The sequence below is a fragment of the Mesorhizobium australicum genome (genome assembly GCF_900177325.1).
Taxonomy (GTDB): domain Bacteria; phylum Pseudomonadota; class Alphaproteobacteria; order Rhizobiales; family Rhizobiaceae; genus Mesorhizobium_A; species Mesorhizobium_A australicum_A.
This window is the reverse complement of sequence record NZ_FXBL01000004.1, coordinates 144,463-167,084: the sequence shown is the minus strand read 5'-3', so window position 1 is coordinate 167,084 and position 22,622 is coordinate 144,463. Positions and strand designations below refer to the sequence as shown.

General features: G+C 65.5%; 27 protein-coding genes and 1 pseudogene. 25 read left to right on the top strand and 3 right to left on the bottom strand.

The window, feature by feature from the left end; translation table 11 throughout:
* Window positions 1-761 precede the first annotated feature (761 nt).
* Entirely contained in the window at window positions 762-1,163 is a 402-nt protein-coding gene (locus B9Z03_RS03155) for a single-stranded DNA-binding protein (RefSeq protein ID WP_085462846.1), read from the top strand.
* A gap of 142 nt (window positions 1,164-1,305) precedes the next feature.
* On the opposite strand, the gene B9Z03_RS03150 is transcribed toward B9Z03_RS03155, so the two are convergent.
* Window positions 1,306-1,524 carry a helix-turn-helix domain-containing protein gene (locus B9Z03_RS03150; RefSeq protein WP_085462845.1) on the bottom strand — a complete coding sequence of 73 codons (219 nt, stop codon included), beginning with the start codon at window positions 1,522-1,524 and terminating at the stop codon, window positions 1,306-1,308.
* A 244-nt stretch (window positions 1,525-1,768) separates the two neighbouring features.
* Here B9Z03_RS03150 and B9Z03_RS03145 point away from each other — a divergent pair, with 244 nt between their 5' ends.
* From B9Z03_RS03145 to B9Z03_RS03030, 24 genes are all read left to right on the top strand, one after another.
* Entirely contained in the window at window positions 1,769-2,041 is a 273-nt protein-coding gene (locus tag B9Z03_RS03145) for a DNA -binding domain-containing protein (RefSeq protein WP_244561644.1), read from the top strand.
* A 113-nt stretch (window positions 2,042-2,154) separates the two neighbouring features.
* Window positions 2,155-2,379, top strand: a complete 225-nt coding sequence (locus B9Z03_RS03140; protein WP_085462843.1) for a transcriptional regulator domain-containing protein — start codon at window positions 2,155-2,157, stop codon at window positions 2,377-2,379.
* Between the two features lie 94 nt (window positions 2,380-2,473).
* Window positions 2,474-2,929 carry a DUF2285 domain-containing protein gene (locus B9Z03_RS03135; protein WP_244561643.1) on the top strand — a complete coding sequence of 152 codons (456 nt, stop codon included), beginning with the start codon at window positions 2,474-2,476 and terminating at the stop codon, window positions 2,927-2,929.
* Window positions 2,930-3,070: 141 nt separating this feature from the next.
* Window positions 3,071-3,352, top strand: a complete 282-nt coding sequence (locus B9Z03_RS03130) for a helix-turn-helix transcriptional regulator (protein WP_085462842.1) — start codon at window positions 3,071-3,073, stop codon at window positions 3,350-3,352.
* A gap of 18 nt (window positions 3,353-3,370) precedes the next feature.
* Window positions 3,371-4,552, top strand: a complete 1,182-nt coding sequence (locus B9Z03_RS03125; RefSeq protein WP_085462841.1) for a replication initiator protein A — start codon at window positions 3,371-3,373, stop codon at window positions 4,550-4,552.
* Window positions 4,549-5,202: a ParA family partition ATPase gene (gene parA / locus B9Z03_RS03120; RefSeq protein WP_085462840.1), complete on the top strand. Its 654-nt coding sequence runs from the start codon at window positions 4,549-4,551 to the stop codon at window positions 5,200-5,202. Before B9Z03_RS03125 ends, parA begins: the two co-directional genes overlap by 4 nt.
* Window positions 5,199-5,453: a hypothetical protein gene (locus B9Z03_RS03115; RefSeq protein WP_085462839.1), complete on the top strand. Its 255-nt coding sequence runs from the start codon at window positions 5,199-5,201 to the stop codon at window positions 5,451-5,453. The genes parA and B9Z03_RS03115 overlap by 4 nt, the downstream gene beginning before the upstream one ends.
* Window positions 5,450-5,971, top strand: a complete 522-nt coding sequence (locus B9Z03_RS03110) for a DUF2840 domain-containing protein (RefSeq protein ID WP_085462838.1) — start codon at window positions 5,450-5,452, stop codon at window positions 5,969-5,971. The genes B9Z03_RS03115 and B9Z03_RS03110 overlap by 4 nt, the downstream gene beginning before the upstream one ends.
* Entirely contained in the window at window positions 5,968-6,513 is a 546-nt protein-coding gene (locus tag B9Z03_RS03105; RefSeq protein WP_085462837.1) for a S26 family signal peptidase, read from the top strand. Before B9Z03_RS03110 ends, B9Z03_RS03105 begins: the two co-directional genes overlap by 4 nt.
* Window positions 6,514-6,560: 47 nt before the next feature.
* Window positions 6,561-6,896, top strand: a complete 336-nt coding sequence (locus B9Z03_RS03100; RefSeq protein ID WP_085467476.1) for a DUF736 domain-containing protein — start codon at window positions 6,561-6,563, stop codon at window positions 6,894-6,896.
* A gap of 2 nt (window positions 6,897-6,898) precedes the next feature.
* The gene (locus B9Z03_RS03095) at window positions 6,899-7,666 is read left to right on the top strand and encodes a lytic transglycosylase domain-containing protein (protein WP_085462836.1); all 768 of its coding nucleotides are present in this window, start codon (window positions 6,899-6,901) and stop codon (window positions 7,664-7,666) included.
* Window positions 7,667-7,909: 243 nt separating this feature from the next.
* A complete protein-coding gene (locus B9Z03_RS03090; RefSeq protein WP_085462835.1) occupies window positions 7,910-9,649 on the top strand; it encodes a relaxase/mobilization nuclease domain-containing protein in 1,740 nt (579 codons plus the stop codon).
* A gap of 24 nt (window positions 9,650-9,673) precedes the next feature.
* On the top strand, window positions 9,674-11,659 hold the full coding sequence (locus B9Z03_RS03085) for a conjugal transfer protein TraG (protein WP_085462834.1): 1,986 nt from the start codon (window positions 9,674-9,676) through the stop codon (window positions 11,657-11,659).
* A 5-nt stretch (window positions 11,660-11,664) separates the two neighbouring features.
* A complete protein-coding gene (locus B9Z03_RS03080; protein WP_085462833.1) occupies window positions 11,665-12,093 on the top strand; it encodes a CopG family transcriptional regulator in 429 nt (142 codons plus the stop codon).
* 184 nt (window positions 12,094-12,277) lie between these two features.
* Window positions 12,278-13,258 (top strand): P-type conjugative transfer ATPase TrbB, encoded by a 981-nt coding sequence (trbB, locus tag B9Z03_RS03075; RefSeq protein WP_085462832.1) that lies wholly within the window; start codon window positions 12,278-12,280, stop codon window positions 13,256-13,258.
* Window positions 13,255-13,587 carry a TrbC/VirB2 family type IV secretion system protein gene (locus B9Z03_RS03070; RefSeq protein ID WP_085462831.1) on the top strand — a complete coding sequence of 111 codons (333 nt, stop codon included), beginning with the start codon at window positions 13,255-13,257 and terminating at the stop codon, window positions 13,585-13,587. Before trbB ends, B9Z03_RS03070 begins: the two co-directional genes overlap by 4 nt.
* Window positions 13,587-13,868 carry a VirB3 family type IV secretion system protein gene (locus B9Z03_RS03065; protein WP_085462830.1) on the top strand — a complete coding sequence of 94 codons (282 nt, stop codon included), beginning with the start codon at window positions 13,587-13,589 and terminating at the stop codon, window positions 13,866-13,868. Before B9Z03_RS03070 ends, B9Z03_RS03065 begins: the two co-directional genes overlap by 1 nt.
* Window positions 13,869-13,881: 13 nt before the next feature.
* Complete coding sequence (gene trbE, locus B9Z03_RS03060; RefSeq protein WP_085462829.1) at window positions 13,882-16,338, top strand: conjugal transfer protein TrbE; 2,457 nt, start codon at window positions 13,882-13,884, stop codon at window positions 16,336-16,338.
* Entirely contained in the window at window positions 16,335-17,099 is a 765-nt protein-coding gene (gene trbJ, locus B9Z03_RS03055; protein WP_085462828.1) for a P-type conjugative transfer protein TrbJ, read from the top strand. Before trbE ends, trbJ begins: the two co-directional genes overlap by 4 nt.
* A 10-nt stretch (window positions 17,100-17,109) precedes the next feature.
* Complete coding sequence (gene trbK-alt, locus B9Z03_RS03050; protein WP_085462827.1) at window positions 17,110-17,397, top strand: putative entry exclusion protein TrbK-alt; 288 nt, start codon at window positions 17,110-17,112, stop codon at window positions 17,395-17,397.
* 3 nt (window positions 17,398-17,400) lie between these two features.
* The gene (trbL, locus tag B9Z03_RS03045) at window positions 17,401-18,783 is read left to right on the top strand and encodes a P-type conjugative transfer protein TrbL (protein WP_085462826.1); all 1,383 of its coding nucleotides are present in this window, start codon (window positions 17,401-17,403) and stop codon (window positions 18,781-18,783) included.
* Window positions 18,780-19,469: a conjugal transfer protein TrbF gene (trbF, locus tag B9Z03_RS03040; RefSeq protein ID WP_085462825.1), complete on the top strand. Its 690-nt coding sequence runs from the start codon at window positions 18,780-18,782 to the stop codon at window positions 19,467-19,469. Before trbL ends, trbF begins: the two co-directional genes overlap by 4 nt.
* Window positions 19,466-20,530 carry a P-type conjugative transfer protein TrbG gene (trbG, locus tag B9Z03_RS03035; RefSeq protein WP_085462824.1) on the top strand — a complete coding sequence of 355 codons (1,065 nt, stop codon included), beginning with the start codon at window positions 19,466-19,468 and terminating at the stop codon, window positions 20,528-20,530. The genes trbF and trbG overlap by 4 nt, the downstream gene beginning before the upstream one ends.
* On the top strand, window positions 20,527-21,681 hold the full coding sequence (locus B9Z03_RS03030; RefSeq protein ID WP_085462823.1) for a TraB/TrbI/VirB10 family type IV secretion system protein: 1,155 nt from the start codon (window positions 20,527-20,529) through the stop codon (window positions 21,679-21,681). Before trbG ends, B9Z03_RS03030 begins: the two co-directional genes overlap by 4 nt.
* A 6-nt stretch (window positions 21,682-21,687) precedes the next feature.
* Here the strand turns inward: B9Z03_RS03030 and B9Z03_RS30000 are convergent.
* Both B9Z03_RS30000 and B9Z03_RS03020 read right to left on the bottom strand, forming a co-directional pair.
* Window positions 21,688-21,819, bottom strand: a pseudogene (locus B9Z03_RS30000) (glycoside hydrolase family 3 C-terminal domain-containing protein); the annotation flags it as partial.
* A gap of 99 nt (window positions 21,820-21,918) precedes the next feature.
* Complete coding sequence (locus tag B9Z03_RS03020; protein WP_085467473.1) at window positions 21,919-22,596, bottom strand: ABC transporter ATP-binding protein; 678 nt, start codon at window positions 22,594-22,596, stop codon at window positions 21,919-21,921.
* Between the last annotated feature and the right edge of the window lie 26 nt (window positions 22,597-22,622).

Here is a 22,622-nt window from a genome sequence, read left to right as displayed (position 1 = left end):
AAGAGTCACAGCGATTGCGGCCTTGATGATTTGCGCTCCGCTAGTCTCATTCCAGTTTTCTTCTGCGCCCGCCACTTCATTTGTGATCTGACAACGGCGGCTTGCGCCGCCGGCCCTCCGGCGCCCACACAGACGAAGCAGTCATGGCATCGCTGTGCTTGCCGGCGTGTCCGGCCCGCCTCATCCGGCTTGGGAAATCGTCATCAGGCATGAATCACGCAGGCCGCGCGCGCTCGACGCCCTGTGCGGGCCACTTCATGAAATGGAACCACGCCGCGAGCCTCTTCATCTGCCTCTCTTGCAATGCTGCTGAACCGCGCCTTCAGCCATCGAAGCGATAGCGATACCATTCGCCTAGAGCCCGATAGCCGTACTCTTCTTTTCCCGGCCTGCCTGTCCGGACGGCGGCACAGGTGGCGGCTGAAGGGGATCCTTGCAGGCACGCGCTCGGGGCGGTGCGGGTTTTGGGAGCCTGCCGGAACGATGTTGTCGGCAAGGACGAAGTGTTCTGCTGCGCGTCCCCGTTACGTGCTTTCAAAGGCACCAATCCCTCCGACTGACTGATCCCCTAAGTCCGTTCCGTTTTCTCCAGCAACCCCCGCGGCTCCGGACCGTGTTGGCGCGCAAACGCGCCTGCCCGCACCACTCCGGGCCTTGGGGGTCAAGCTGCCGCCGTTGGCTTCAGTGCGGGAGCCTCCAGACGTCCTTTTTCGGGTCTCGTCGGAGGGATGGTCCCTCCGAAAAGCAACGGAGACTTGAAAATGCAGAACATCGTCATTCTCGCCGGCAATATCGGTCAGGCCCCTGAAACCCGCACCACCCAGGGCGGCACCAGCATCACCCACTTCACGCTGGCCACCTCGCGCCCCCGCTACTCGGAAGGCAGGGTTCTCCGGGACGAGAACGGCTACCGGGTCCAGGACACCGAATGGCACCGCGTCACCGCCTTCAACGGCCTCGGCAAGACGATCCAGCAATATTGCGAGAAGGGCATGAAGGTACTGGTTCGCGGCCGCATCCACTACACGAAATGGACCGACCAGCAGGGCAACGACCGCTACGGCTGCGAGATCATCGCCGAGACGGTCGACTTCCTGAGCCGGGCGAAGCAGACAGAAAACGACGACGGCAAGGTCGTCGACGACGATGACATCCCGTTCTGAGGGGATGCGGAAGGCCCGGCGGCGCAAGCCGCCGGGGTTTTCCTTATGTTCGTGGCCGATCGCTGCCACCATGAACCGCGCCGTTGGAGCTTCACCGGGGGTTGATCAGGAGGAAATGGGGGCACCTACGCGGAAGTGCCTGTCAGACCTGATCGTCAGGCTCGACCAATTGGACGTGGCTGACGCCGAGGGCTTGGGCCAATTCATAAAGCGTGATCACGGTCGGATTTCTCCGGCCGCGTTCGAGGCTGCTGAGATATTGTTGACTGAAGCCGGACCGCGCTTCGACCTCTTCCTGGGTCAGGCCCTTCTCCCGACGCAGGCGGGCGAAGTTCCGGCCGACCAATTTGCGCATATCCATGCGCAGGAAGATCGCGATTTACATACTTTGAGTTTATCAACTATAGTATGTAAATGAACGATCAGAGGGGGCAGGACCCTGCTGTAGGCGGCTTGGTCCCAATATGATGGTGGTCGGGCTATTGTGTTCCCTGATAAGGGCGACCATCAGCCCAAGCAACGCGCGGGCTCGCTGACCCTCATCTTCATCTGGTATGGTCGGTGCGCCGCTTGGCGAATGCCGAGCGCGAGAATTCTGGACTGAAATGGCACCATCGACACCAGCATTCCTTGACGAGCCGCCATCGGGCGAGACGCTCACTCCCTACGACCGCGAGCATATGGTGCTGTACCTGAGGCTTCTCGATGCCGCGCGCGATGGCGCGGATTGGCGGGAGGCTGTCCGGATCCTCTTCGGTCTCGACGCCGATCAGGAGCCGGAGCGCTGCCGGCATATTCATGACACCCATCTCGCCCGGGCTCGATGGATGAGCGAGCAGGGCTATCGCGATCTGGTTCGCGAAAGCCAGCGGCGGTGATCACGGTGATGCGTCCACGGCATCACCCACTGTCGACACGACACCTTCCATAAAACAACCTGGGCGGGAAGTCTGCCGCTGTCACAGTTCTCCAGAACAGCAGGTAGACCGCGATGACACCAGACGCATCAGGGTGGCGATCCTCGGCCGATTACGGCTACGTAGAAAGCCTGACCGCTTCCGACCTGGCTTGGGAATGGCTGCGCCGTAACAACGCCTATGACCGTGATTTCCAGGCATCGAGCGAAGCCGATGCCGATGTCCAAACGCTGACGGACAAGATCCGTCGGCACTGGGGGTTGTTTTATCCCCGTCGATCCTCAAAACGCTCCTCCTGACGCCCGCGTGCTCTGGTTGCCGCAGGACGATACCAGCGTTGTCGTCCTCGATAGAGCTCCACCGCCGCTTGCACCTGACGCCAGGCCCTTGCCGGTGATAGACGACGCCCCGGCCGTCCACGATCACGGCGATGGCAATTTTCACTACGATCTCGGCAATGGGGAGCAGCTTCAACTTTTGTGCCTGGGTGGCGGATTCAACCCGGATTCCGCCGCCGCCCTGGTGCCGCTCGGGCCGGAGGGTTTCGGCCGGCTGGAGGCAATCTATCGTTTCCTCGCGGCCCTTCACGACAGGGCGGTGCCCCCGGACACCCGCCTCACGCGACAGCAGCGGTCCCGCGCTCGGCGAATGCTGCAGGCTTTCGATGGCCGACGTGCGGGCGCGACCCAGCAGGAGATCGCGCAAGTCATCTTCAATATCGGTAGCCTCGACCGCGATGAATGGCAGGCGTCGTCGGCCCGCCATGCAGTCAAATCGTTGTTGCGGGATGCCCGCGCCATGATCGCGGGCGGCTATCGTCGATTGCTTCGTCATCGTCGGTCATCCTAGCCGAACGCATCGGCTCGCCCGGTGGGCGATTTCGATATCCCTCAAATTCGCCCTGCAACTCACCGGTTTCGCTTCGCCATCGTGGCCTTCGTCCGCCGCCGATCTCCGGCGCCCCTAACGAAGACCACGAAAGGCCGACCCATGCGACCCGATCTCGCCGTTCTGCCGCCGCGCTTCCTGCGCACCAAGGAAGCTGCCGAATTCCTCAGCCTGTCCGCCCGGACGCTCGAAAAGCACCGGACTTACGGGACCGGCCCCAGCTACCGCAAGCTCGGGGGCCGCGTCGTCTACGCGGTCGACGATCTCGAAGCCTGGGCGGCCCGCGGTGCCGTCACCTCGACCTCCGATCCGCGTGGGCAGGTGTTGCCGGCGAAGCGCCAGGTGCCACTCGCCGTTCCGCAACCCGGTCGCTACGCACGCTGATCGCGGGCGGTTCCGTTCATGGTGGCGCGGCGTCGATCCCTTTCAGAGCGCGGACAGCTCGACCTGTTCCGGGCGCTCCCCGGCGACTTCGCGCCACGAGACGCGCAGGATCTCATGGCCTATCCCTTCTTCTCCCTCTCCAAGACCCACCGCGTCGCGCCGATCGACTTCGCTGCCGGCAACGTGACGATCCGGGTCGAGGCTGTCCCTGATCACGGAATGGCGACCATCTGGGACGCCGACATCCTGATCTGGGCGGCGAGCCAGATCGTCGAAGCCCGCGACACCGGGCTTCGTACCTCCAGGCTGATGGCCGCCACGCCCTACGAAATCCTCACTTATGTTGGCCGGGGCACCGGCTCACGCGACTATCAGCGCCTGAAGGCCGCGCTCGACCGGCTGCAATCGACCACCGTTTCCACCTCGATCCGCCAGCCAGCAGAAGGCCGTCGCCATCGCTTCTCGTGGATCAACGAGTGGCAGGAACGCACCGACCGAAACGGCCGTCCCGACGGCATCGAGCTGATTGTGCCGGACTGGTTCTACCAGGCCGTCCTCGACGATGCGCTCGTGCTCACTATCGATCGGGCGTACTTCGATCTGACGGGCGGACTCGATCGTTGGCTCTACCGCCTGGTTCGGAAGCATGGCGGACGCCAGCGCGACGGCTGGCGGTTCGACTTCCGCCATCTCCACCGGAAATCTGGCAGCCTGTCGCCGTATAAGCGCTTCGCCTTCGAGCTGCGCGACATCATCCGGCGCCAGCCTCTGCCCGGCTACACCCTTTTCCTCGAGGCGGAGATCGGCGGCCGCATGCTGCTCGCCTTCGAGCCGATGCCGCCCGGTGGAAAACCAGTGGACGGCCTCGTGCTATCGGGAACCCGGACCATCGTGCTATCGGGAACCCGAGGCTCGTGCTATCAGGAACCCAAACAGGCTGTAACGCGTGGAAAGCAAAAGCGGAATCGCGCTCTTAACTTAGAGTCTAACCAAGACTCTAACCCTGAAGAGCGCGCGCGCGATGTGGAAAACCTCATCCGCGACACCGCCAGAAGCCTCAGCATCGCCGACAGGAAGAGCTCCGCACGACAGGAGTGGAAGCCTGATCCGGCTCCATCTTTCCGTAAGGACGGCTCTGAAGCATCCGCAGATCGCGATGCGCCCCGGCTTCCTCTTGATCCGACGGGAGCACGCCGATGATCGTCGCCCTCCTCAATCAAAAGGGCGGCGTCGGCAAGACGACGCTTGCGCTCCACCTTGCCGGCGAACTCGCCCGGCGGGGAAGGCGCGTCACCCTGATCGACGCCGACCCGCAGGGTTCGGCGCTCGACTGGTCGCAGCAGCGCTCGCGCGAGGGCCTCCCGCGCGCCTTCGGCGTCGTCGGACTTGCGCGCGATACGCTCCATCGGGAAGCGCCCGAACTCGCCCTTAACGCCGACATGATAGTGATCGACGGACCACCGCGCGTCGCCGGCCTCATGCGCTCGGCGCTTCTCGCCGCCGATCTCGTCCTGATCCCGGTGCAACCGTCTCCGCTCGACGGATGGGCCTCGGCGGAAATGCTCTCCCTCCTCACGGAGGCCCGCATCTACCGACCCCAACTCGCCGCCCGTTTCGTCCTCAATCGCTGCGCCGCACGCACTGTCATCGCCCGAGAGACGGCCGAGACATTGGCCGATCACGATCCGCCGGTGCTCAGCTCCACCATCGGCCAGCGCGTTGTCTTCGCCGACGCCGCGCAAACCGGGCGGCTCGCCTCGGAGATCGCTGGCGACAGTCCCGCCGCCCGCGAGATCACGGCGTTGCTGGTCGAGATTTCGCGGCTCGGTATCGGGAGGATCGCGTCATGAGCGAGCGCCCGACCCGCCGAGGCTTCGCGTCCCGACCGGTCGATCCGGAAGGCTGGATCAAGGCCGGGGATGCATCGTCGGGCGGCAGGGAAGTGGCCACCACCTATTCGGCCAGGCTGACCATCGACATCACACCCGAGCTGCGCGGACGCATCAAGATTGCCGCCTTCCAGCGCGACGTCACCGTCGCCGACATGCTGCGCGATCTGCTCGCGCGCGAATTCCCGTCCACCGAAGGAGACACTCCATGACCGGCATCGCGGCCCACCGCATGCGCAGCGGCCCGACGTCGGCCGTGCAATCCCAGGACGACCTGACCCATGTCGAATTGACGTGGATCGAGAAGAAGATCGAATACTGGATCAGGTTCGGCCGCGAGGCGCGGGAACATATCCTCGATCGCCACAGGCGCATCGTCTCGTTCCGGCCGAACACCGTCTTCGCGTTCGTCCGCTGGGCGGCGAACGACTTCGGCACCGTCATATCGCGCATCGACATCGTGCGGGCAGTCGCGCCGGGCGACGCCTATCAGACGCTGCCCTTCGCACGCCCCGGCGGCGAAATCCTGCTGAAGATCGAAAGCTGGCCGAAGGTCGAAGACGTGCTGCGGCACATCGATGCCATCGAGGCCACCCACATCGACCCTTGTGATGTCGCGCCCGATCACTGGCGCCATGTCGCCCACCGGATGAGCACCGGAGAAGCGCCGCGCCCGTATTCGATGGAGCGCCATCGCGCGTGGCTTCGGCGGCGGGAGATTGAAGGATGACCCGTCTCCGCTACGCCATGGTGACGACGGCCGCCGTGATCGGCATCGCCGTTTCCGCCGTCGTTCCGACCCCGCTCAAGCTGGTCTGGAACGTCTCCGCCAGCGTGCCGATCGGCCTATACGGCATCGCGCCCGCCGACCGTCTCGACGTTACCGACCTGGTCGCCGTCATGCCGCCCGAGCCGCTCGCCGCATTCATGGTCGAGCGCGGTTATGTCGGGCCTGATGTACCCCTTCTCAAGCGCGTCATGGCGCTGCCTGGACAGCGCGTCTGCCGCCACAGTCGCGCCGTCACCATCGACGCCGTGCCGCTCGGTGAGGCGCGCGACCGCGACAGCCGTGGCCGCGATCTGCCCGTTTGGCAGGGCTGCCGGCGCGTCGCGAACGGCGAAGTCTTCCTCATGAACCCGGAAGCCCGTGACAGCCTCGACGGGCGCTACTTCGGTCCGCTTCCTGCCTCGGCGGTCATCGGCCGGGCCACCCCTCTCTACACCGACGAAGACGGCGACGGCCGTTTCGTTTGGCGCGCGCCGACGCGGTGACGGCGCGTCCATCCCGTTCCCACCGCGAAAAACAGGAGACCACCACCATGGCGCAGATCGGCCAACTCATCCGCACCGAACGCGGTTTCGAGGGGCACCTGAAGGCGCTCGGCCTTGACGCTGAACTCACGCTCGTTCCGGCCGAGCCTTCGGAATCCGAGAACGCTCCCGACTATCGCGTTCTGCTCGGCGACGAGGAGGGCTTCGACATAGGAGCGGGCTGGACGCATGTCGGCGACCGCGCCGGCGAATACGTCTCCATCGAGCTGGAAAGCCCGCTGTTCGCGCGGCCGCTTCGCGCCAATCTCTTCCGCTCCGGCGGCGATGGCACCGTCTGGGGCCTGCACACCAACCGCCCTGCGAAACAGCGCAAGGGGGATTGAGCGTGGCGCTCCACGATCATGCCGGCGCCGGACGGTCATCCACCGTCCGGCACACGGCGATCCTCCTTCTTCTTTCCGGCCTGACTTTCATCACGGCCGCAACGCCCCCGGCTCTGGCGCAATCCGCGCCGCCGGTGCGTGCCGCGTCCGTCAATCCACATGCCGCGCACATCACCGAGGCGTCGCAGCGCTTCGGCATCCCGGAAGCATGGATCGTCGCCGTCATGCGCGCCGAAAGCGCGGGCGATGTGCGCGCCGTGTCCTCCGCCGGCGCAACGGGGTTGATGCAGGTGATGCCGGATACTTGGGCCGAACTTCGCACCCGCTACGGTCTCGGCCGCGATCCCTACGAGCCGCGCAGCAACATCCTCGCCGGCACAGCATATCTGCGCGAGATGTGGGGCCGCTACGGCGACGTCGCCGCGATGCTCGCCGCCTACAATGCGGGTCCGGCGCGCTACGACGAGCATCGCTCGACCGGCCGCCCGCTCTCTGCCGAAACGCGCGCCTACGTCGCTCTTCTCGCACCGCAGCTCGGTGTTAAATCGCCGTCGCTCCACCTTGCGACGACACCCCAACGGCAGACCGATTGGCGCGACGCACCGCTCTTCGTCGTGCGCTCGGGCGACAGCCATCCCGCCGATCTCCCTGCAAACGGTGGTGCATCGGCTGACCGCCGCTCTCCCGTTCCGGCGCAAGGCGATGACACCCCCGGAACGCGGGCTGCCCCCATTTTCCTTGCCCGCGACGACACCGGGGGCCGGCAATGAAGGCATCCCGGCGCATTCGCATCCTGTCGTACCCCGGCGCATCATGGAGGGCGTGGGGGGTTGTGGCAGGCGCCACGACCGAAGGATGGCGAGATAAAAGGGCGCACGTTGCGCGCCAATCGGTCGGTTGTTTTTGCTTCGGTTTTTGGCGCGTTCCGCACGTTGCAGGTTTTTCGCGCACCGTGCGCCGAAAGCCCATGCCTTTGAATTCTATTGGTGTTTTGAACGTTGCGAGGTCGCGCCATGTCCGATGAGCGCGAGTTCCGCGTCCGCCCTGGGCGCATCCGCTCGACCCGCGCGCAACAGGCGCGGCCCTTCATCGCGCAGGCGCTGGCGGCGGCGCAGAAGGCCGGCGGTCGCGTCTCGCGCTCCGGCAAGATCACCCCCGGCAATCGCTCGCGCTTCGGGCGCGGCCAGCCCGCCAGCATCCAGGCCAATCGCCTGCTCACCGGGCGCTCTCGTGTCGTCGTCATCAAGACCCGCGTCGTGCGTCACAGCACGCGCTCCGCTCCGCTTGGCGCACATCTGAACTATCTGCGCCGCGACGGCGTGACCCGTGACGGGGAGAAGTCGCGGCTGTTCGGGCCGGAGAGCGAAGACATGGACGGTCGTGCCTTCGCCGAGCGTTGCGAGGACGACAGGCATCATTTCCGCTTCATCGTGTCCCCGGAGGATGCGGTGGACATGGCCGATCTCAAATCCTTTGCCCGCGATCTGATGGCTCAAGCAGAAAAGGACCTCGGCACGAAACTCGACTGGGTCGGCGTCGATCACTGGAACACCGACAATCCCCACGTCCACATCATCCTGCGCGGCCGCACCGACGACGGCCAGGATCTCGTGATCTCGCGGGACTACATCAAGGAGGGCATGCGGGCGCGCGCGCAGGATCTCGCCACGATGGAGCTGGGGCCGCGCACCGAACTCGATATTCGCCGCAATCTGGAGCGTCAGGTCGAGGCGGAACGCTGGACGCAACTCGACCGGCAGCTTGTACGCGATGGCGGCAAGACCGGAATTATCGATCTCGCCCCGCATCCCGACCGCCAGCCAGACGAATTCCATGCGCTGAAGGTCGGGCGGCTGCGCACCCTGGAAGTCCTTGGGCTGGCCGGCCAGGTCGGCCCGGCGCAGTGGTTCATCAAGGACGAGGCCGAAACCGTCCTCAGGGAACTCGGCGAGCGCGGCGACATCATCAAGCGCATGCACCGCGCCTTGAGCGAACGCGGCATTGAGCGCGGTTCGGCCAGCTATGTGCTCGCGGCGGAGAGCCTCGACGTTCCTGTAATCGGGCGTCTGGTGGAACGCGGTCTCGATGACGAACTGAAGGGTACGGCCTATGCCGTGATCGACGGCGTGGACGGTCGCACCCACCATATAAAATTTCCGCATCTCGACGCCGCCGGCGACAGTGCGCCGGGCTCGATCGTCGAGCTTCGCACCTATGAGGACGCGCGCGGCGAGCGCCGCGTTGCGCTCGCCGTTCGCTCCGATCTCGATCTTCAGCAGCAGGTCACCGCGACGGGCGCCACCTGGCTCGACCGGCAAGCCATCGCCCGCGATCCCGTGGCGCTCTCGGAAGGCGGCTTCGGTGCCGAGGTGCGCCAGGCCCTCGAACAACGGGCGGATCATCTGGTCGGCGAAGGTTTCGCCGAGCGTCAGGGCGGGCGCACCGTCTTCGCGCGCCGGCTGATCGACACGCTTCGTCGCCGGGAACTGGACGCCCTCGGCGAGAAGCTCGCCGCCGAGACCGGGATGCCGTTCAACCGCGCTGGCAGCGGCGAATATGTCGCCGGTTCCTATCGCCAGCGCTTCACGCTCGCCTCCGGCCGCTTTGCGATGATCGATGACGGCCTCGGCTTCCAACTGGTGCCCTGGTCGCCCTCGCTCGAAAAGCAGCTCGGTCGCCACGTCTCCGGCGTCGCCCGCGACGACGGCGGCATCGACTGGAGCTTCGGCCGCAAACGCAGACTTGGGCTCTAAACTCAACCAGAAAGGGCCGCCGCAATGTCCGGGACGAAAATCCTCTGGGGGCAGATCATCGTGGTCTTCCTCATCATCCTCATCACCACCTGGGGCGCAACGCAATATGTCGCGTGGAGCCTCGGGTTTCAGGCGCAGCTCGGTGAGCCGTGGTTCCGGCTGTTCGGAATGCCGGTCTACTATCCGCCGGCCATCATGTGGTGGTGGTACTTCTACGACGCCTACGCGCCGAGGATCTTCGCCACGGGCGGGATCATTGCCGCATCCGGCGGATTTATCGCCATCGCCGTGGGTATCGGCATGTCGGTCTGGCGCGCGCGGGAGGCGAAGAACGTCGCCACCTATGGCTCGGCGCGGTGGGCGGAAAAGGAAGAGGTCAAGGCTGCCGGCTTGCTCGATCCCGATGGCGTGGTGCTCGGCCGCTACGCTCAAGAATATCTTCGCCATGACGGGCCGGAACATGTGCTGTGTTTCGCGCCCACGCGGTCGGGCAAGGGCGTCGGCCTTGTCGTGCCGTCGCTCCTGACTTGGCCGGGATCCGCCATTGTTCACGACATCAAGGGCGAGAACTGGCAGCTCACCGCCGGCTTCCGTTCGCACCACGGGCGCGTTCTGCTGTTCGATCCGACGAACCCGAAGTCATCGGCCTACAATCCGCTGCTCGAGGTCCGCCGCGGCGAATGGGAAGTCCGGGACGTCCAGAACATCGCCGACATCCTGGTCGATCCGGAGGGTTCGCTGGAAAAGCGGAACCACTGGGAGAAGACCAGCCATGCCCTGCTGGTCGGCGCGATCCTGCATGTCCTCTATGCCGAGAAGGACAAGACGCTCGCCGGCGCCGCCGCGTTCCTTTCCGATCCGAAGCGGCCGATCGAGTCGACGTTGGCCGCCATGATGAAGACCGCGCATCTTGGGTCGAGCGGGCCGCACCCGGTGATCGCAAGCGCCGCGCGCGAGCTGCTCAACAAGTCCGACAACGAGCGTTCGGGCGTGCTCTCCACCGCGATGTCGTTCCTGGGCCTCTACCGCGATCCGGTCGTCGCCGAGGTCACGCGACGCTGCGACTGGCGCATCACCGACATCGTGGGCGGCGAGCGGCCGACGACGCTCTACCTCGTGGTTCCGCCCTCCGACATCAATCGGACAAAACCGCTGATCCGCCTGATCCTCAATCAGATCGGACGCCGCCTGACAGAGGATCTGCAGGCGAAGGCTGGCAGGCACCGGCTTCTGCTCATGCTGGACGAGTTTCCGGCACTCGGCAGGCTCGACTTCTTCGAGAGCGCGCTCGCCTTCATGGCTGGCTACGGGCTCAAATCCTTCCTCATCGCGCAGTCGCTGAACCAGATCGAGAAAGCCTATGGTCCGAACAACTCGATCCTCGACAACTGCCATGTGCGTGTGAGCTTCGCCACCAACGATGAGCGGACCGCGAAAAGGGTCAGTGACGCACTCGGCACCGCGACGGAAATGCGGGCGATGAAGAACTATGCCGGTCATCGACTCTCTCCCTGGCTTGGCCATCTGATGGTGTCGCGCTCCGAGACCGCCCGCCAGTTGCTGACGCCGGGCGAGATCATGCAGCTTCCGCCAACCGAAGAGATTGTCATGGTCGCCGGCACGCCGCCGATCCGCGCGAAAAAGGCACGCTATTATGACGATGCCCGCTTCACGGAGCGCATTCTGCCTCCCCCGGAGCTTATCCGGTCCGCGGTTGCCCATCCTGACGACTGGAGCAGCCTGCCGATCCCGGCGCGGCCGGAAGCGGACGGAGCGCCCACGACGCCCGGAAGGCAAGATGAAGATCCGACCGAATCCGAACGCCGGCAGCAGCCCGAACTCAGCCGTGTGAAACCCGTCGAGAAAAAGAAGCCGATTGACAACGAGTTCGAGATCGAGCCGCCCGACGACATCGACGAGGACGCGACACGCAACCAGCGCCTGACCCGGCTGGTACAGGGTGTCGCTCGCCAGGTTTCGCTCGACCCCAATGACGGCATGGAGTTGTAGGCGTCATGACGGCTCGTATGAAGAAGCGGAAGGTTTCCGTTTATCTCGACCCGGATGTCATGAGGAGTCTGGCCGACTACGCCGCGCGTCGGGAGCAATCGCAATCCATGATCGCGGAGGCCGCCATCGCCTCCTTCCTGTCGCCGGATGACGCCGAGCGTAGGGAGGCGCTGATTACGAAGCGCCTCGACCAGCTCGACCGCCGCATGACCCGGATGGAGCGCGACGTCGGCATCGCGGTCGAGAGCCTGGCGGTGTTCATCCGGTTCTGGCTGAGCACGACGCCGGCCCTGCCTGAACCTGCCGCCCAGGCTGCGCGCGCCGAGGCGGGCAAACGTTACGAGCGGTTCGTGGCAGCACTTGGCCGACGCCTTGCCCATGGTCCAAAGCTCAGGCAGGAGATTTCCGAGGACGTGGGCGAATCGCAGGCGTGACGGCCGCAGCCTGACATGGGATCGCGTGACTTCCGATCAAGATCGGCGCGCCACCGCCGTTCTCCTGTATTTGCACGCCACACTACTACGACGCCGGAAACTTGTTGAACCGGCCTGATTTCGGGCTCTTTTAATCATCCCCGACCGGGGATCCTGTTGCGTCCCCGCGAGAAACGGGGACGAAATGGCAGCCTCTCACCAGAGACAGGAAGCGATCCAGCGCGGCGCGCGCATGCTGCGCACCGCGCTCGGCCCGGCAATCGCGCGGTTTCTGGAAGATCCCGCTGTGGTCGAGGTCATGCTGAACCCGGACGGCCGTATCTGGATCGATCGGCTGTCGGAGGGGCTGGCCGATACGGGCGAGATGATGGCGGCAGCCGATGGCGAGCGCATCGTCCGCCTCGTCGCGCACCATGTCGGCGCAGAGGTCCATGCGCGATCCCCACGTGTCTCGGCCGAGCTTCCCGAAACCGGCGAACGCTTCGAGGGGCTGTTGCCGCCCGTCGTCGCCGCGCCCGCCTTTGCCATCCGTAAGCCGGCCGTTGCGGTGTTCACGCTAGATGACTACGTGGCTGCCGGCATCATGACCGCCGATCAGGCTTTGAGCCTGCGCGCGGCCGTTCAATCCCGCGCCAACATCCTCGTCGCAGGCGGCACCTCGACCGGCAAGACCACGCTGACCAACGCGCTGCTGGCCGAGGTGGCGAAGGGTGCCGATCGCGTCGTCATCATCGAGGACACGCGCGAACTGCAATGCGCTGCGCCTAACCTCGTCGCGATGCGGACGAAGGATGGCGTCGCCACGCTTTCCGATCTCGTCCGGTCTTCGCTGCGCCTGCGCCCCGATCGCATCCCCATCGGCGAGGTGCGCGGCGCCGAAGCCCTCGACCTGCTCAAAGCCTGGGGCACCGGCCATCCGGGCGGCATCGGCACCATCCATGCCGGCTCCGGCATCGGCGCGCTCCGGCGGCTCGAGCAGCTTATCCAGGAAGCCGTCGTCACAGTCCCGCGCGCGCTGATCGCCGAGACCATCGACCTCGTTGCCGTGCTTTCCGGGCGGGGCTCCGCGCGCCGGCTCGCCGAACTCGCCCGTGTTGATGGCCTCGGCCCGGACGGCGACTACCGCATCACCCCAGCCACCCCGAACACAGGAGAATCCGAATGATCCGCGCGCTCTCGCGCGGTTGCCGCACCATGGCGACCGCAGTCACTACCGTTTCCCTCAGCGTCATGCTCGCCCCGGCCGCGCATGCATCCGGCTCGTCGATGCCGTGGGAAGCGCCGTTGCAATCCATCCTTGAATCCATCGAGGGGCCGGTCGCGAAAATTGTTGCCGTCATCATCATCATAGCGACGGGTTTGGCGCTCGCCTTCGGTGACACAAGCGGAGGCTTTCGCCGCCTGATCCAGATCGTGTTCGGCCTGTCGATCGCCTTCGCAGCGTCGAGCTTCTTCCTCTCCTTCTTTTCGTTCGGCGGCGGGGCGCTCGTCTGATGGCGGCCGCTTTCGAACAACTCGACGCGGTCCCGGGATTCACCGTCCCGGTTCATCGCGCACTGACCGAGCACATCCTGCTCGGCGGCGCACCGCGCTCCATTGCCATCATGAACGGCACGCTGGCCGGGGCCGTGGGCCTCGGCCTGCGTCTCTGGCTGGTCGGCGTTGCGATCTGGGCCATCGGCCATTTCGCAGCCGTCTGGGCGGCGAAGCGCGATCCGCTCTTCGTCGAAGTCGGGCGGAGGCACCTGCGCATCCCCGGTCATCTGGCGGTGTGAGGGAGGCTTCGCAATGATGAATCTGGCCGAATATCGCCGCACCTCCAGCCGGCTTGCCGACTATCTGCCTTGGGCCGCGCTGGTCGGCCAGGGCGTGGTGCTCAACAAGGACGGCTCGTTCCAGCGCACCGCGAAGTTTCGCGGTCCCGATCTGGATTCCGCCGTCGCGGCCGAACTGGTCGCGGTCGCGGGCCGCATCAACAATGCTTTCCGCCGCCTCGGATCGGGCTGGAGCATCTTCGTCGAGGCGCAGCGGTCCGAAGCCGCCACCTATCCCGAGAGCACCTTTCCCGACGCGGCATCGGCGCTGGTCGATGCCGAGCGCAAGGCGGACTTCGAGGAGGAAAGCACGCATTTTGTCTCGGGCTACTTCCTGACCTTCCTTTTCCTCCCGCCGGCCGAGGAGGCCGCCCGTGCTGAAACCTGGCTCTATGAAGGCCGCGAGAAGACGGGTGTGGACCCGGGGGAAGTCCTGCGCGGCTTCATTGACCGCACCGACCGCGTGCTGGCGCTGCTCGATGGCTTCATGCCCGAATGCCGCTGGCTCGATGACGGCGAGACGCTGACCTACCTCCATTCGACGATTTCCACAAACCGGCATCGCGTTCGTATGCCCGAGGTGCCGATGCACCTCGACGCGCTGCTGGCCGACCAGCCGCTAACCGGCGGGCTGGAGCCGCGCCTGGGCGATCGACATCTGCGCGTCCTCACCATCGTCGGTTTCCCGACCGCGACGACGCCCGGCCTGCTCGACGAGATGAACCGGCTGGCATTCCCGTATCGCTGGTCTACCCGCGCGATCCTGCTCGACAAGACCGACGCCATCCGGTTGCTCACCAGAATTCGCCGGCAATGGTTCGCCAAGCGCAAGAGCATCGCCGCGATCCTGAAAGAGGTGATGACCAACGAGCAATCCGTGCTCGTGGATACCGACGCGGCGAACAAGGCCGCCGACGCCGACATGGCCCTGCAGGAACTCGGAGCCGACATGGCGGGCATGGCCTATGTCACGGCCACCGTCTCGGTCTGGGATGCCGATCCGCGCCTTGCCGACGAGAAGCTGCGACTGGTCGAGAAGATCATGCAAGGCCGCGACTTCACGGCCATGATCGAGACGGTCAACGCGGTGGACGCATGGCTCGGAAGCCTGCCAGGCCACACCTACGCCAATGTCCGCCAGCCACCCATCAGCACATTGAATCTCGCCCACATGATCCCGCTCTCGGCGGTGTGGGCGGGGCCGGAACGGGACGAGCACTTCGGCGCACCCCCACTGCTTTACGGCAGGACCGAAGGCTCGACCCCGTTCCGGTTTTCTTTGCATGTCGGCGACGTTGGCCACACCCTTGTCGTCGGCCCCACCGGTGCCGGCAAGTCCGTACTGCTCGCGCTGATGGCCTTGCAGTTCCGCCGCTACGAAGGTGCCCAAGTTTTCGTCTTCGACTTCGGCGGCTCCATCCGCGCGGCCGCGCTCGCGATGGGTGGAGACTGGCACGATCTCGGTGGCGGGCTGACCGAAGGTTCGGACTCTTCCGTCTCGCTCCAGCCGCTTGCTCGCATCCACGACACCTACGAACGCGCCTGGGCCGCCGACTGGGTCGTGGCGATCCTCATGCGCGAGGGCATCACCATTACGCCCGAGGCGAAGGAGCATATCTGGACGGCGCTGACATCGCTCGCTTCCGCACCCGTCGAGGAACGCACCATCACGGGCTTGAGCGTCCTGCTTCAGTCGAACGATCTGAAGCAGGCGCTCCGGCCTTACTGCGTCGGCGGTCCCTATGGCCGCCTGCTCGATGCGGAGACCGAACATCTGGGCTCGGCCGACGTGCAGGCCTTCGAGATCGAGGGCCTTGTCGGGACCGGGGCCGCGCCCGCCGTGCTCGCCTACCTCTTCCACCGCATCGGCGACCGGCTCGACGGGCGGCCGACGCTGCTCATCATCGACGAAGGCTGGCTGGCGCTGGACGATGAGGGCTTTGCCGGCCAGCTCCGTGAATGGCTGAAGACGCTGCGCAAGAAGAACGCTTCCGTCGTCTTCGCCACGCAGTCGCTCAGCGACATCGACAATTCCGACATCGCGCCGGCCATCATCGAGAGCTGCCCGACGCGGTTACTGCTGCCGAACGAACGCGCCATCGAGCCACAGATCACGGCGATCTATCGGCGCTTCGGCCTCAATGACCGCCAGATCGAAATCCTCGCCCGGGCGACGCCCAAGCGCGACTACTATTGCCAGTCCCGGCGCGGCAACCGCCTGTTCGAGCTCGGCCTGTCGGAAGTCGGGCTCGCGCTCTGCGCCGCATCGTCCAAGACCGACCAATCGCTGATCGCCAGCCTCGTCGCCGAGCACGGCCCCGACGGATTCCTCGCCGCCTGGCTCAAAGCCCGCAACGTCGGCTGGGCGGTCGATCTCATTCCCAACTTCCCGACACCCATTCCCAAGCCCGAAAAGGACCCACAGCCATGACCACCCACCATTTCCGCTCGCGCGCCGTTCTCCTGGCCGCCACCTTCGTTGCTGCGCCACTCGCACTTTCGCCGGTCCTGACCTCGCCGGCTCATGCGTGGCGGATCGTCTTCGATCCCAGCAACTACGCGCAGAATGTGCTGACCGCCGCCCGCACGCTGGAGCAGATCAACCACCAGATCACCTCGCTTCAGAACGAGGCAACCATGCTGATGAACCAGGCCCGCAATCTGGCGAGCCTGCCGTTCTCCTCGCTCCATCAACTTCAGCAGAACGTCCAGCGCACGCAGCAACTCTTGAGCCAGGCGCAGAACATCGCCTTCGACGTGCAGCGCATCGACCAGGCATTCCAGCAGCAATACGGCAATGTGTCGATGTCGGCGACGGACCAGCAGCTCGTCGCCGATGCCCGTACCCGCTGGCAGAACACGGTGGGAGGCTTGCAGGATGCCATGCGCGTGCAGGCAGGCGTCGTCGGCAACATCGACACCAATCGCACTCAGATGTCGGAACTCGTTGGCCGGAGCCAGAGCGCGACCGGCGCGCTTCAGGCGACGCAGGCCGGCAACCAGCTTCTGGCGCTCCAGTCGCAGCAGCTCTCCGACCTGGTCGCGTTGCTTGCCGCCAACGGCCGTGCGGGCGCGCTCACCGAGGCCGAACGCACGGCGGCTGCCGAGCAGGGGCGTGTCCAGCGGGAGCGCTTCCTGACGCCAGGCGCCGGCTACCAGCCCGGCAATGCACAGATGTTCAACGGAAACTGAGGGCACCGCTATGGACGGCAAGATGCTGGCCCGGCTGGGCGCTGTCGTGTTCGTGGCCGCGGCCGTCACGGCTGCGGTCATTGAGATGACCCGCAAAGACGAGGTGCCGTCGTCGTCGCCGGCGCGCCTCGTCGAGCCTGAACGCGATCTGCTGCGCGAGAGCCAGCGCCGTTGCCAGCAGCTCGGGCAGCAGGCGGCCGGGGATGCCGAATGCCTGCGCGTCTGGGCCGAAACCCGTGATCGCTTCCTCGGTCGCTCGCCCGCACCCGTCGCTCCGCGTCCCACTGAAGGACAGTGATCCATGGGCGGCAGCAGCGTCATTGATAATTTTCTCGGGGTCTTCACCCGCTACATCGACTCGGGCTTTGGCCTGCTCGGGGGCGAAGTGGCCTTCATCGCCACAACCCTGATTGTCATCGACGTGACGCTTGCCGCCCTGTTCTGGAGCTGGGGCGCCGATGACGACATCATCGCGCGCCTCGTCAAGAAGACGCTGTTCGTCGGCGTCTTCGCCTACCTGATTTCCAACTGGAACAACCTCGCGAAGATCGTCTTCGAGAGCTTTTCCGGCCTAGGCTTGAAGGCCTCTGGCACAGGTTTCTCCGCGCAGGATCTGATGCGCCCCGGCAAGGTCGCCCAGACCGGCCTCGACGCCGCCCGGCCGCTCCTCGAATCTATCTCCGATCTCATGGGCTGGGTCGCGTTCTTCGAGAACTTCATCCAGATCGCATGCCTGCTGTTCGCCTGGGCGCTTGTCATCCTCGCCTTCTTCATTCTGGCCGTACAGCTCTTCGTGACGCTGATCGAGTTCAAGCTGTCGACGCTCGCCGGCTTCGTGCTGATCCCGTTCGGTCTGTTCGGGAAGACCGCCTTCATGGCCGAACGTGTGCTTGGCAATGTGATCTCGAGCGGCATCAAGGTGCTGGTGCTGGCCGTCATCATCGGCATCGGTTCCACGCTCTTCAGCCAGTTCACCGCCGGTTTCGGCGGTCAGACCCCAACCATCGACGACGCCATGGCTGTCGTCCTGGCCGCTCTCTCGCTTCTCGGCCTTGGCATATTCGGACCTGGTATCGCGAGCGGTCTTGTTTCGGGTGGGCCACAACTCAGCGCAGGCGCCGCGGTTGGTACGGGCCTCGCGGTCGGCGGTGCGGCCCTTGCTGCGGGTGGAGCGGTCGGTCTGGCCGTGAAGGGAGGAACTGCCGCCCTGTCTGGTGGCGCCGCCGCCGTGCGGGGTGGCGCCGCCGCTGCTGGCGCTGCTTCCACCGCCTACAGCCTCGGCTCCATGGGGCAGACCGGCGCTTCCGGCGTTGCCTCAGGTCTTGGCGGCGTTGCCCGCGCCGCCGGATCGGCAGCCGGTTCGCCGCTTCGTCGGGCCGCGGCAAGGGCCACAGAGAGCGTCAAATCCAGCTTCTCGGGTGGCGTGAAGGGTGGCTTCGGGGCAACCGGCGGCTCCTCGACCATGGGGACGGTCGCAAATGATCCCGCCGGCGACACCTCCGGCAGCACTGCCTCGACGGCTGGACCGGCGCCCTCGCGCGAAGGCCCGCCCGACTGGGCGAAGCGCATGAAACGCAGCCAGGCGATGAGCCACGGCGTCAGCACGGCCGCGCATGCGATCCGCGCCAGCGACAGCCACGGCTCCGGCTCTTCCGTCAACCTTTCCGAAAGTGACCGCACATGAGCATCTTCAAACGACCGGCAACGCACTATGGCAAGACGCCGGAACCTGAGACCCCTTATCAGAAGGCCGCACAGGTCTGGGACGAGCGCATCGGCTCGGCCCGGGTCCAGGCGAGGAACTGGCGGCTAATGGCCTTCGGCAGCCTGGTCCTTTCGGCCGGCTTCGCCGCCGCGCTTGTCTGGCAGTCGGCACGCGGGACCGTCGTCCCCTGGGTGGTGCAGGTCGACAATCTCGGCCAGGCGCAAACCGTCGCTCCGGCCACGGCCGACTACCGCCCGACCGACCCGCAGGTGGCATGGCATCTCGGCCGCTTCATCGAACAGGTCCGCTCGATCCCGGCCGATCCGATCATTGTGCGACAGAACTGGCTTCGCGCCTACGAGTGGACGACGGATCGTGGCGCGGCGGCGCTCAACGATTATGCCCGCGCCAACGATCCCTTTACCAGGGTCGGCCGCCAGCAGGTTGCCGTCGAGGTCTCCAGCGTCATCCGGGCGTCGCCGGACAGCTTCCGCATTGCGTGGACGGAGCGCCATTTCGAGAACGGCCAGCTCTCCGCCACCGAACGCTGGACCGCGATCCTGACCGTCGTGATCCAGCCGCCCCGCGACGCCGAACGTCTCCGGGCGAACCCGCTCGGCATCTACGTCAACGCCATCAACTGGTCGCGGGAGATGAGCCAATGAGCCGGCCGATGATCAGCAAACCCGCCATTCCGTTTTTCCGTAAACCCGCAATCGCGGCTTTGCTGCTTTCTGCCACGATGCTGGCGGGTTGCGCCACCTATAAGCCGCCGGAAATCAGCTACGACGCCAATGTGCCGCCGTTGCCGGCCGTACCCGCTTCCGTCACTGACGATCGGCCGCGGCCGCTGCACACGCCCCCGGCCTGGACGGTCGCCCGCGGTGGCAACGCCGCCGGCACGCCGACCGCGCGTGTCGAGAACGCCAACGCCGCCGCTCGCGTACAGCCACGCCGCGAAGGCTACTACAACTCGATCCAGATTTATCCCTGGTCGGAAGGTGCGCTCTATCAAGTTTATGCCGCACCCGGCCAGATCACCAACATCGCGCTCGAACCAGGCGAGAGCCTGACCGGCACGGGACCGATCGCGGCCGGCGACACTGCCCGCTGGATCATCGGCGACACCGAAAGCGGCAGCGGCGCGACCCGCCGCGTCCATATTCTCGTGAAACCGACCCGGCCGGACATCACGACCAATCTCGTCGTGACGACCGACAGGCGCGTCTACATGATCGAGCTGCGTTCCGGCGAGAACCCCTATATGCCAGCCGTAGCCTGGGCGTATCCGCAGCCACCGGCCAGCCAGCGCCAGAACGTCCCCACCACGCCGGTCGTTCCGGCCGTGGCGGCCCGCAACTTCCGCTACGGCCTCACAGGTGACAATCCGCCGTGGAAGCCGGCCGCCGTCTATGACGATGGTCGCAGGGTCTATGTCGAGTTCCCGCGCGGAATCGTTCAGGGCGAGATGCCGCCGATCTTCGTCCTCGGCGCGAGCGGCGAAGTCCAGATCGTCAACAGCCGCGTTCACCAGCACATCCTGATCGTGGACCGCCTGTTCGGCGCGGCCGAACTGCGCCTCGGCAGCGGCGATCGCCAGCAGACCGTCAGAATTGTCCGCACGGACGGGAGGGTGAGGAGCGGCCCACTCTCGTGGATGCGAAGCTCCGGTGGAGCTTCGCAAGCGACGAACGCCCAGAGCCATAGCGGAGGGCAGCAGACATGAGCGAGAGCGAAACCAACACTGCCCCCCCGATGCGGCTTCGCGCGGAGCCGCCGCGCGTCACCCGCCTGTCGCGCAAGGTGCTCGCCGGCGTGGCTGCCGTCGCCTTGGTCGGCATTGGCGGCGCATTGATCTTTGCGCTCCAGACGCGCGACGCCGGCACCGGCGGCGAGGAACTCTACTCGACGGAGAACCGGCCTACCGCCGATGGTCTTGCGGGCCTGCCGCGCGACTATACCGGCCCGGTTCTCGGTCCGGCGCTGCCCGGCGACCTCGGCCGTCCCATCCTCGACGCTCAAAACCGGGGCCAGCCCGTCGCCCCGCCGACCATCACGACTCCCACAGCGGATGAATCGGAACAACGCCGGCGGGCAGAGGAGGAAGCCGCGCGAACCAGTCGCGTCTTCTTCCAGACCGGATCAGGGACGGCGGCCTCACCTGGAGGCGCGAATACAGCGTACATGTCTGGTATCGATCTGGCCGGCCTGAATGGCCAGCCCGTCCAGCAAACCGCGCAGGACCGGCAACTCGCGTTCCTCGATGCCCCTGTCGATCGCCGAACGACGTCTTCGGATCGCGTCATGCCGCCGGCCTCGCCCTATGTGCTTCAGGCCGGTGCCGTGATTCCGGCCGCGCTGATTACCGGCATCCGTTCCGATCTGCCCGGTCAGATCACGGCGCAGGTGACGGAGAATATCTATGACAGCCCAAGCGGCCGGTTCCTGCTCGTACCGCAGGGCACCCGCATCATCGGCCAGTACGACAGCAGCGTTCAGTTCGGCCAACGCCGCGTGCTGCTTGTCTGGAACCGGCTCATTCTGCCCAACGGCCGCTTCATCGTGCTGGAGCGCCAGCCGGGCGCAGACACGCAGGGCTCTGCCGGCCTAGAGGACGGGGTCGATTACCATTGGTGGGATCTCGCCAAGGCTGCCGGCCTCTCGACGTTGCTCGCGGTCGGCACCGAACTCGCGACCAGCGACGAGGACCGCCTGATCCGCGCTATCCGCGACGGAACGCAGGACACCATCAATCAGGCCGGCCAGCAAATCATCCAGCGACAGCTGCAGGTCGCGCCGACGCTGACGATCCGCCCTGGTTTTCCCGTTCGGGTGATCGTGACCCGCGACTTGGTATTCGAACCCTACCGAGACTGATCCATGGCGAAGCACCGCCGGGGCGTCGGCGAGCCACGGCATCTCGACCGGACCGCCGGTCTGAAGCACTACCACCGTGCGCGGATTGGCCTTCAGCACGGCCGCGACGAGCTCTTCCTGCCTGCCCGCAAGCACGACTACCTCCATCCCAGCTAGCAACTCGGTCACATTGTCTCCTGGCAACGGTCCTCCAAGACCAACATTATGTATTGAAAAGGAATCTTTATGCTGCCTCAATTAGCGTAGCTGTTTGGGTTCCTGTCCGAGATAGGCTTTCACCAGCTGCGTATCCTGAAGCAATGCGGAGGCCTTTCCTTCCATGGAAAGCTTGCCTAGTTCCATAACGTATCCATAGTCCGCCACCTCAAGTGCGGCTCGCGCGTTCTGTTCTACAAGCAGAATCGAGATCCCGTCTTCTCGGAGTTCTGTAATGATCCGGAACACTTCACGCACGATCAGCGGCGCCAGGCCGAGGCTGGGCTCGTCCAGCATTAGCAGCTTCGGCCTGGCCATAAGCGCGCGACCCATGGCGAGCATCTGGCGCTCGCCTCCCGAAAGCGTCGATGCCTGCTGGCGCCGCCTCTCGTCCAGGCGCGGAAATCGCCGGAAGACTTCCCTCAACATGTCTGCCGACGACTCCCGACCTCGTCGGTAGCTACCGAGGAGCAGATTGTCCTCAACCGACATCGAGCCAAACAGATCACGTTGCTCGGAGACGAGCGAGATGCCCGCCTTGACGCGCTCCTCGACCGATACCGCGGAAAGATCGTGTCCCTCGAAGCGGACCGATCCAGTCGAACGCATCAATCCCATCAATGCCGACAGAAGCGTCGTCTTGCCGGCACCGTTGGCTCCGATAAGCGTGACGACGGAACCTTGCGGCACCTCGATCGCGACCCCTGCCACGGCCTGCATCTTTCCGTAAGACGCCTGAATGTCGG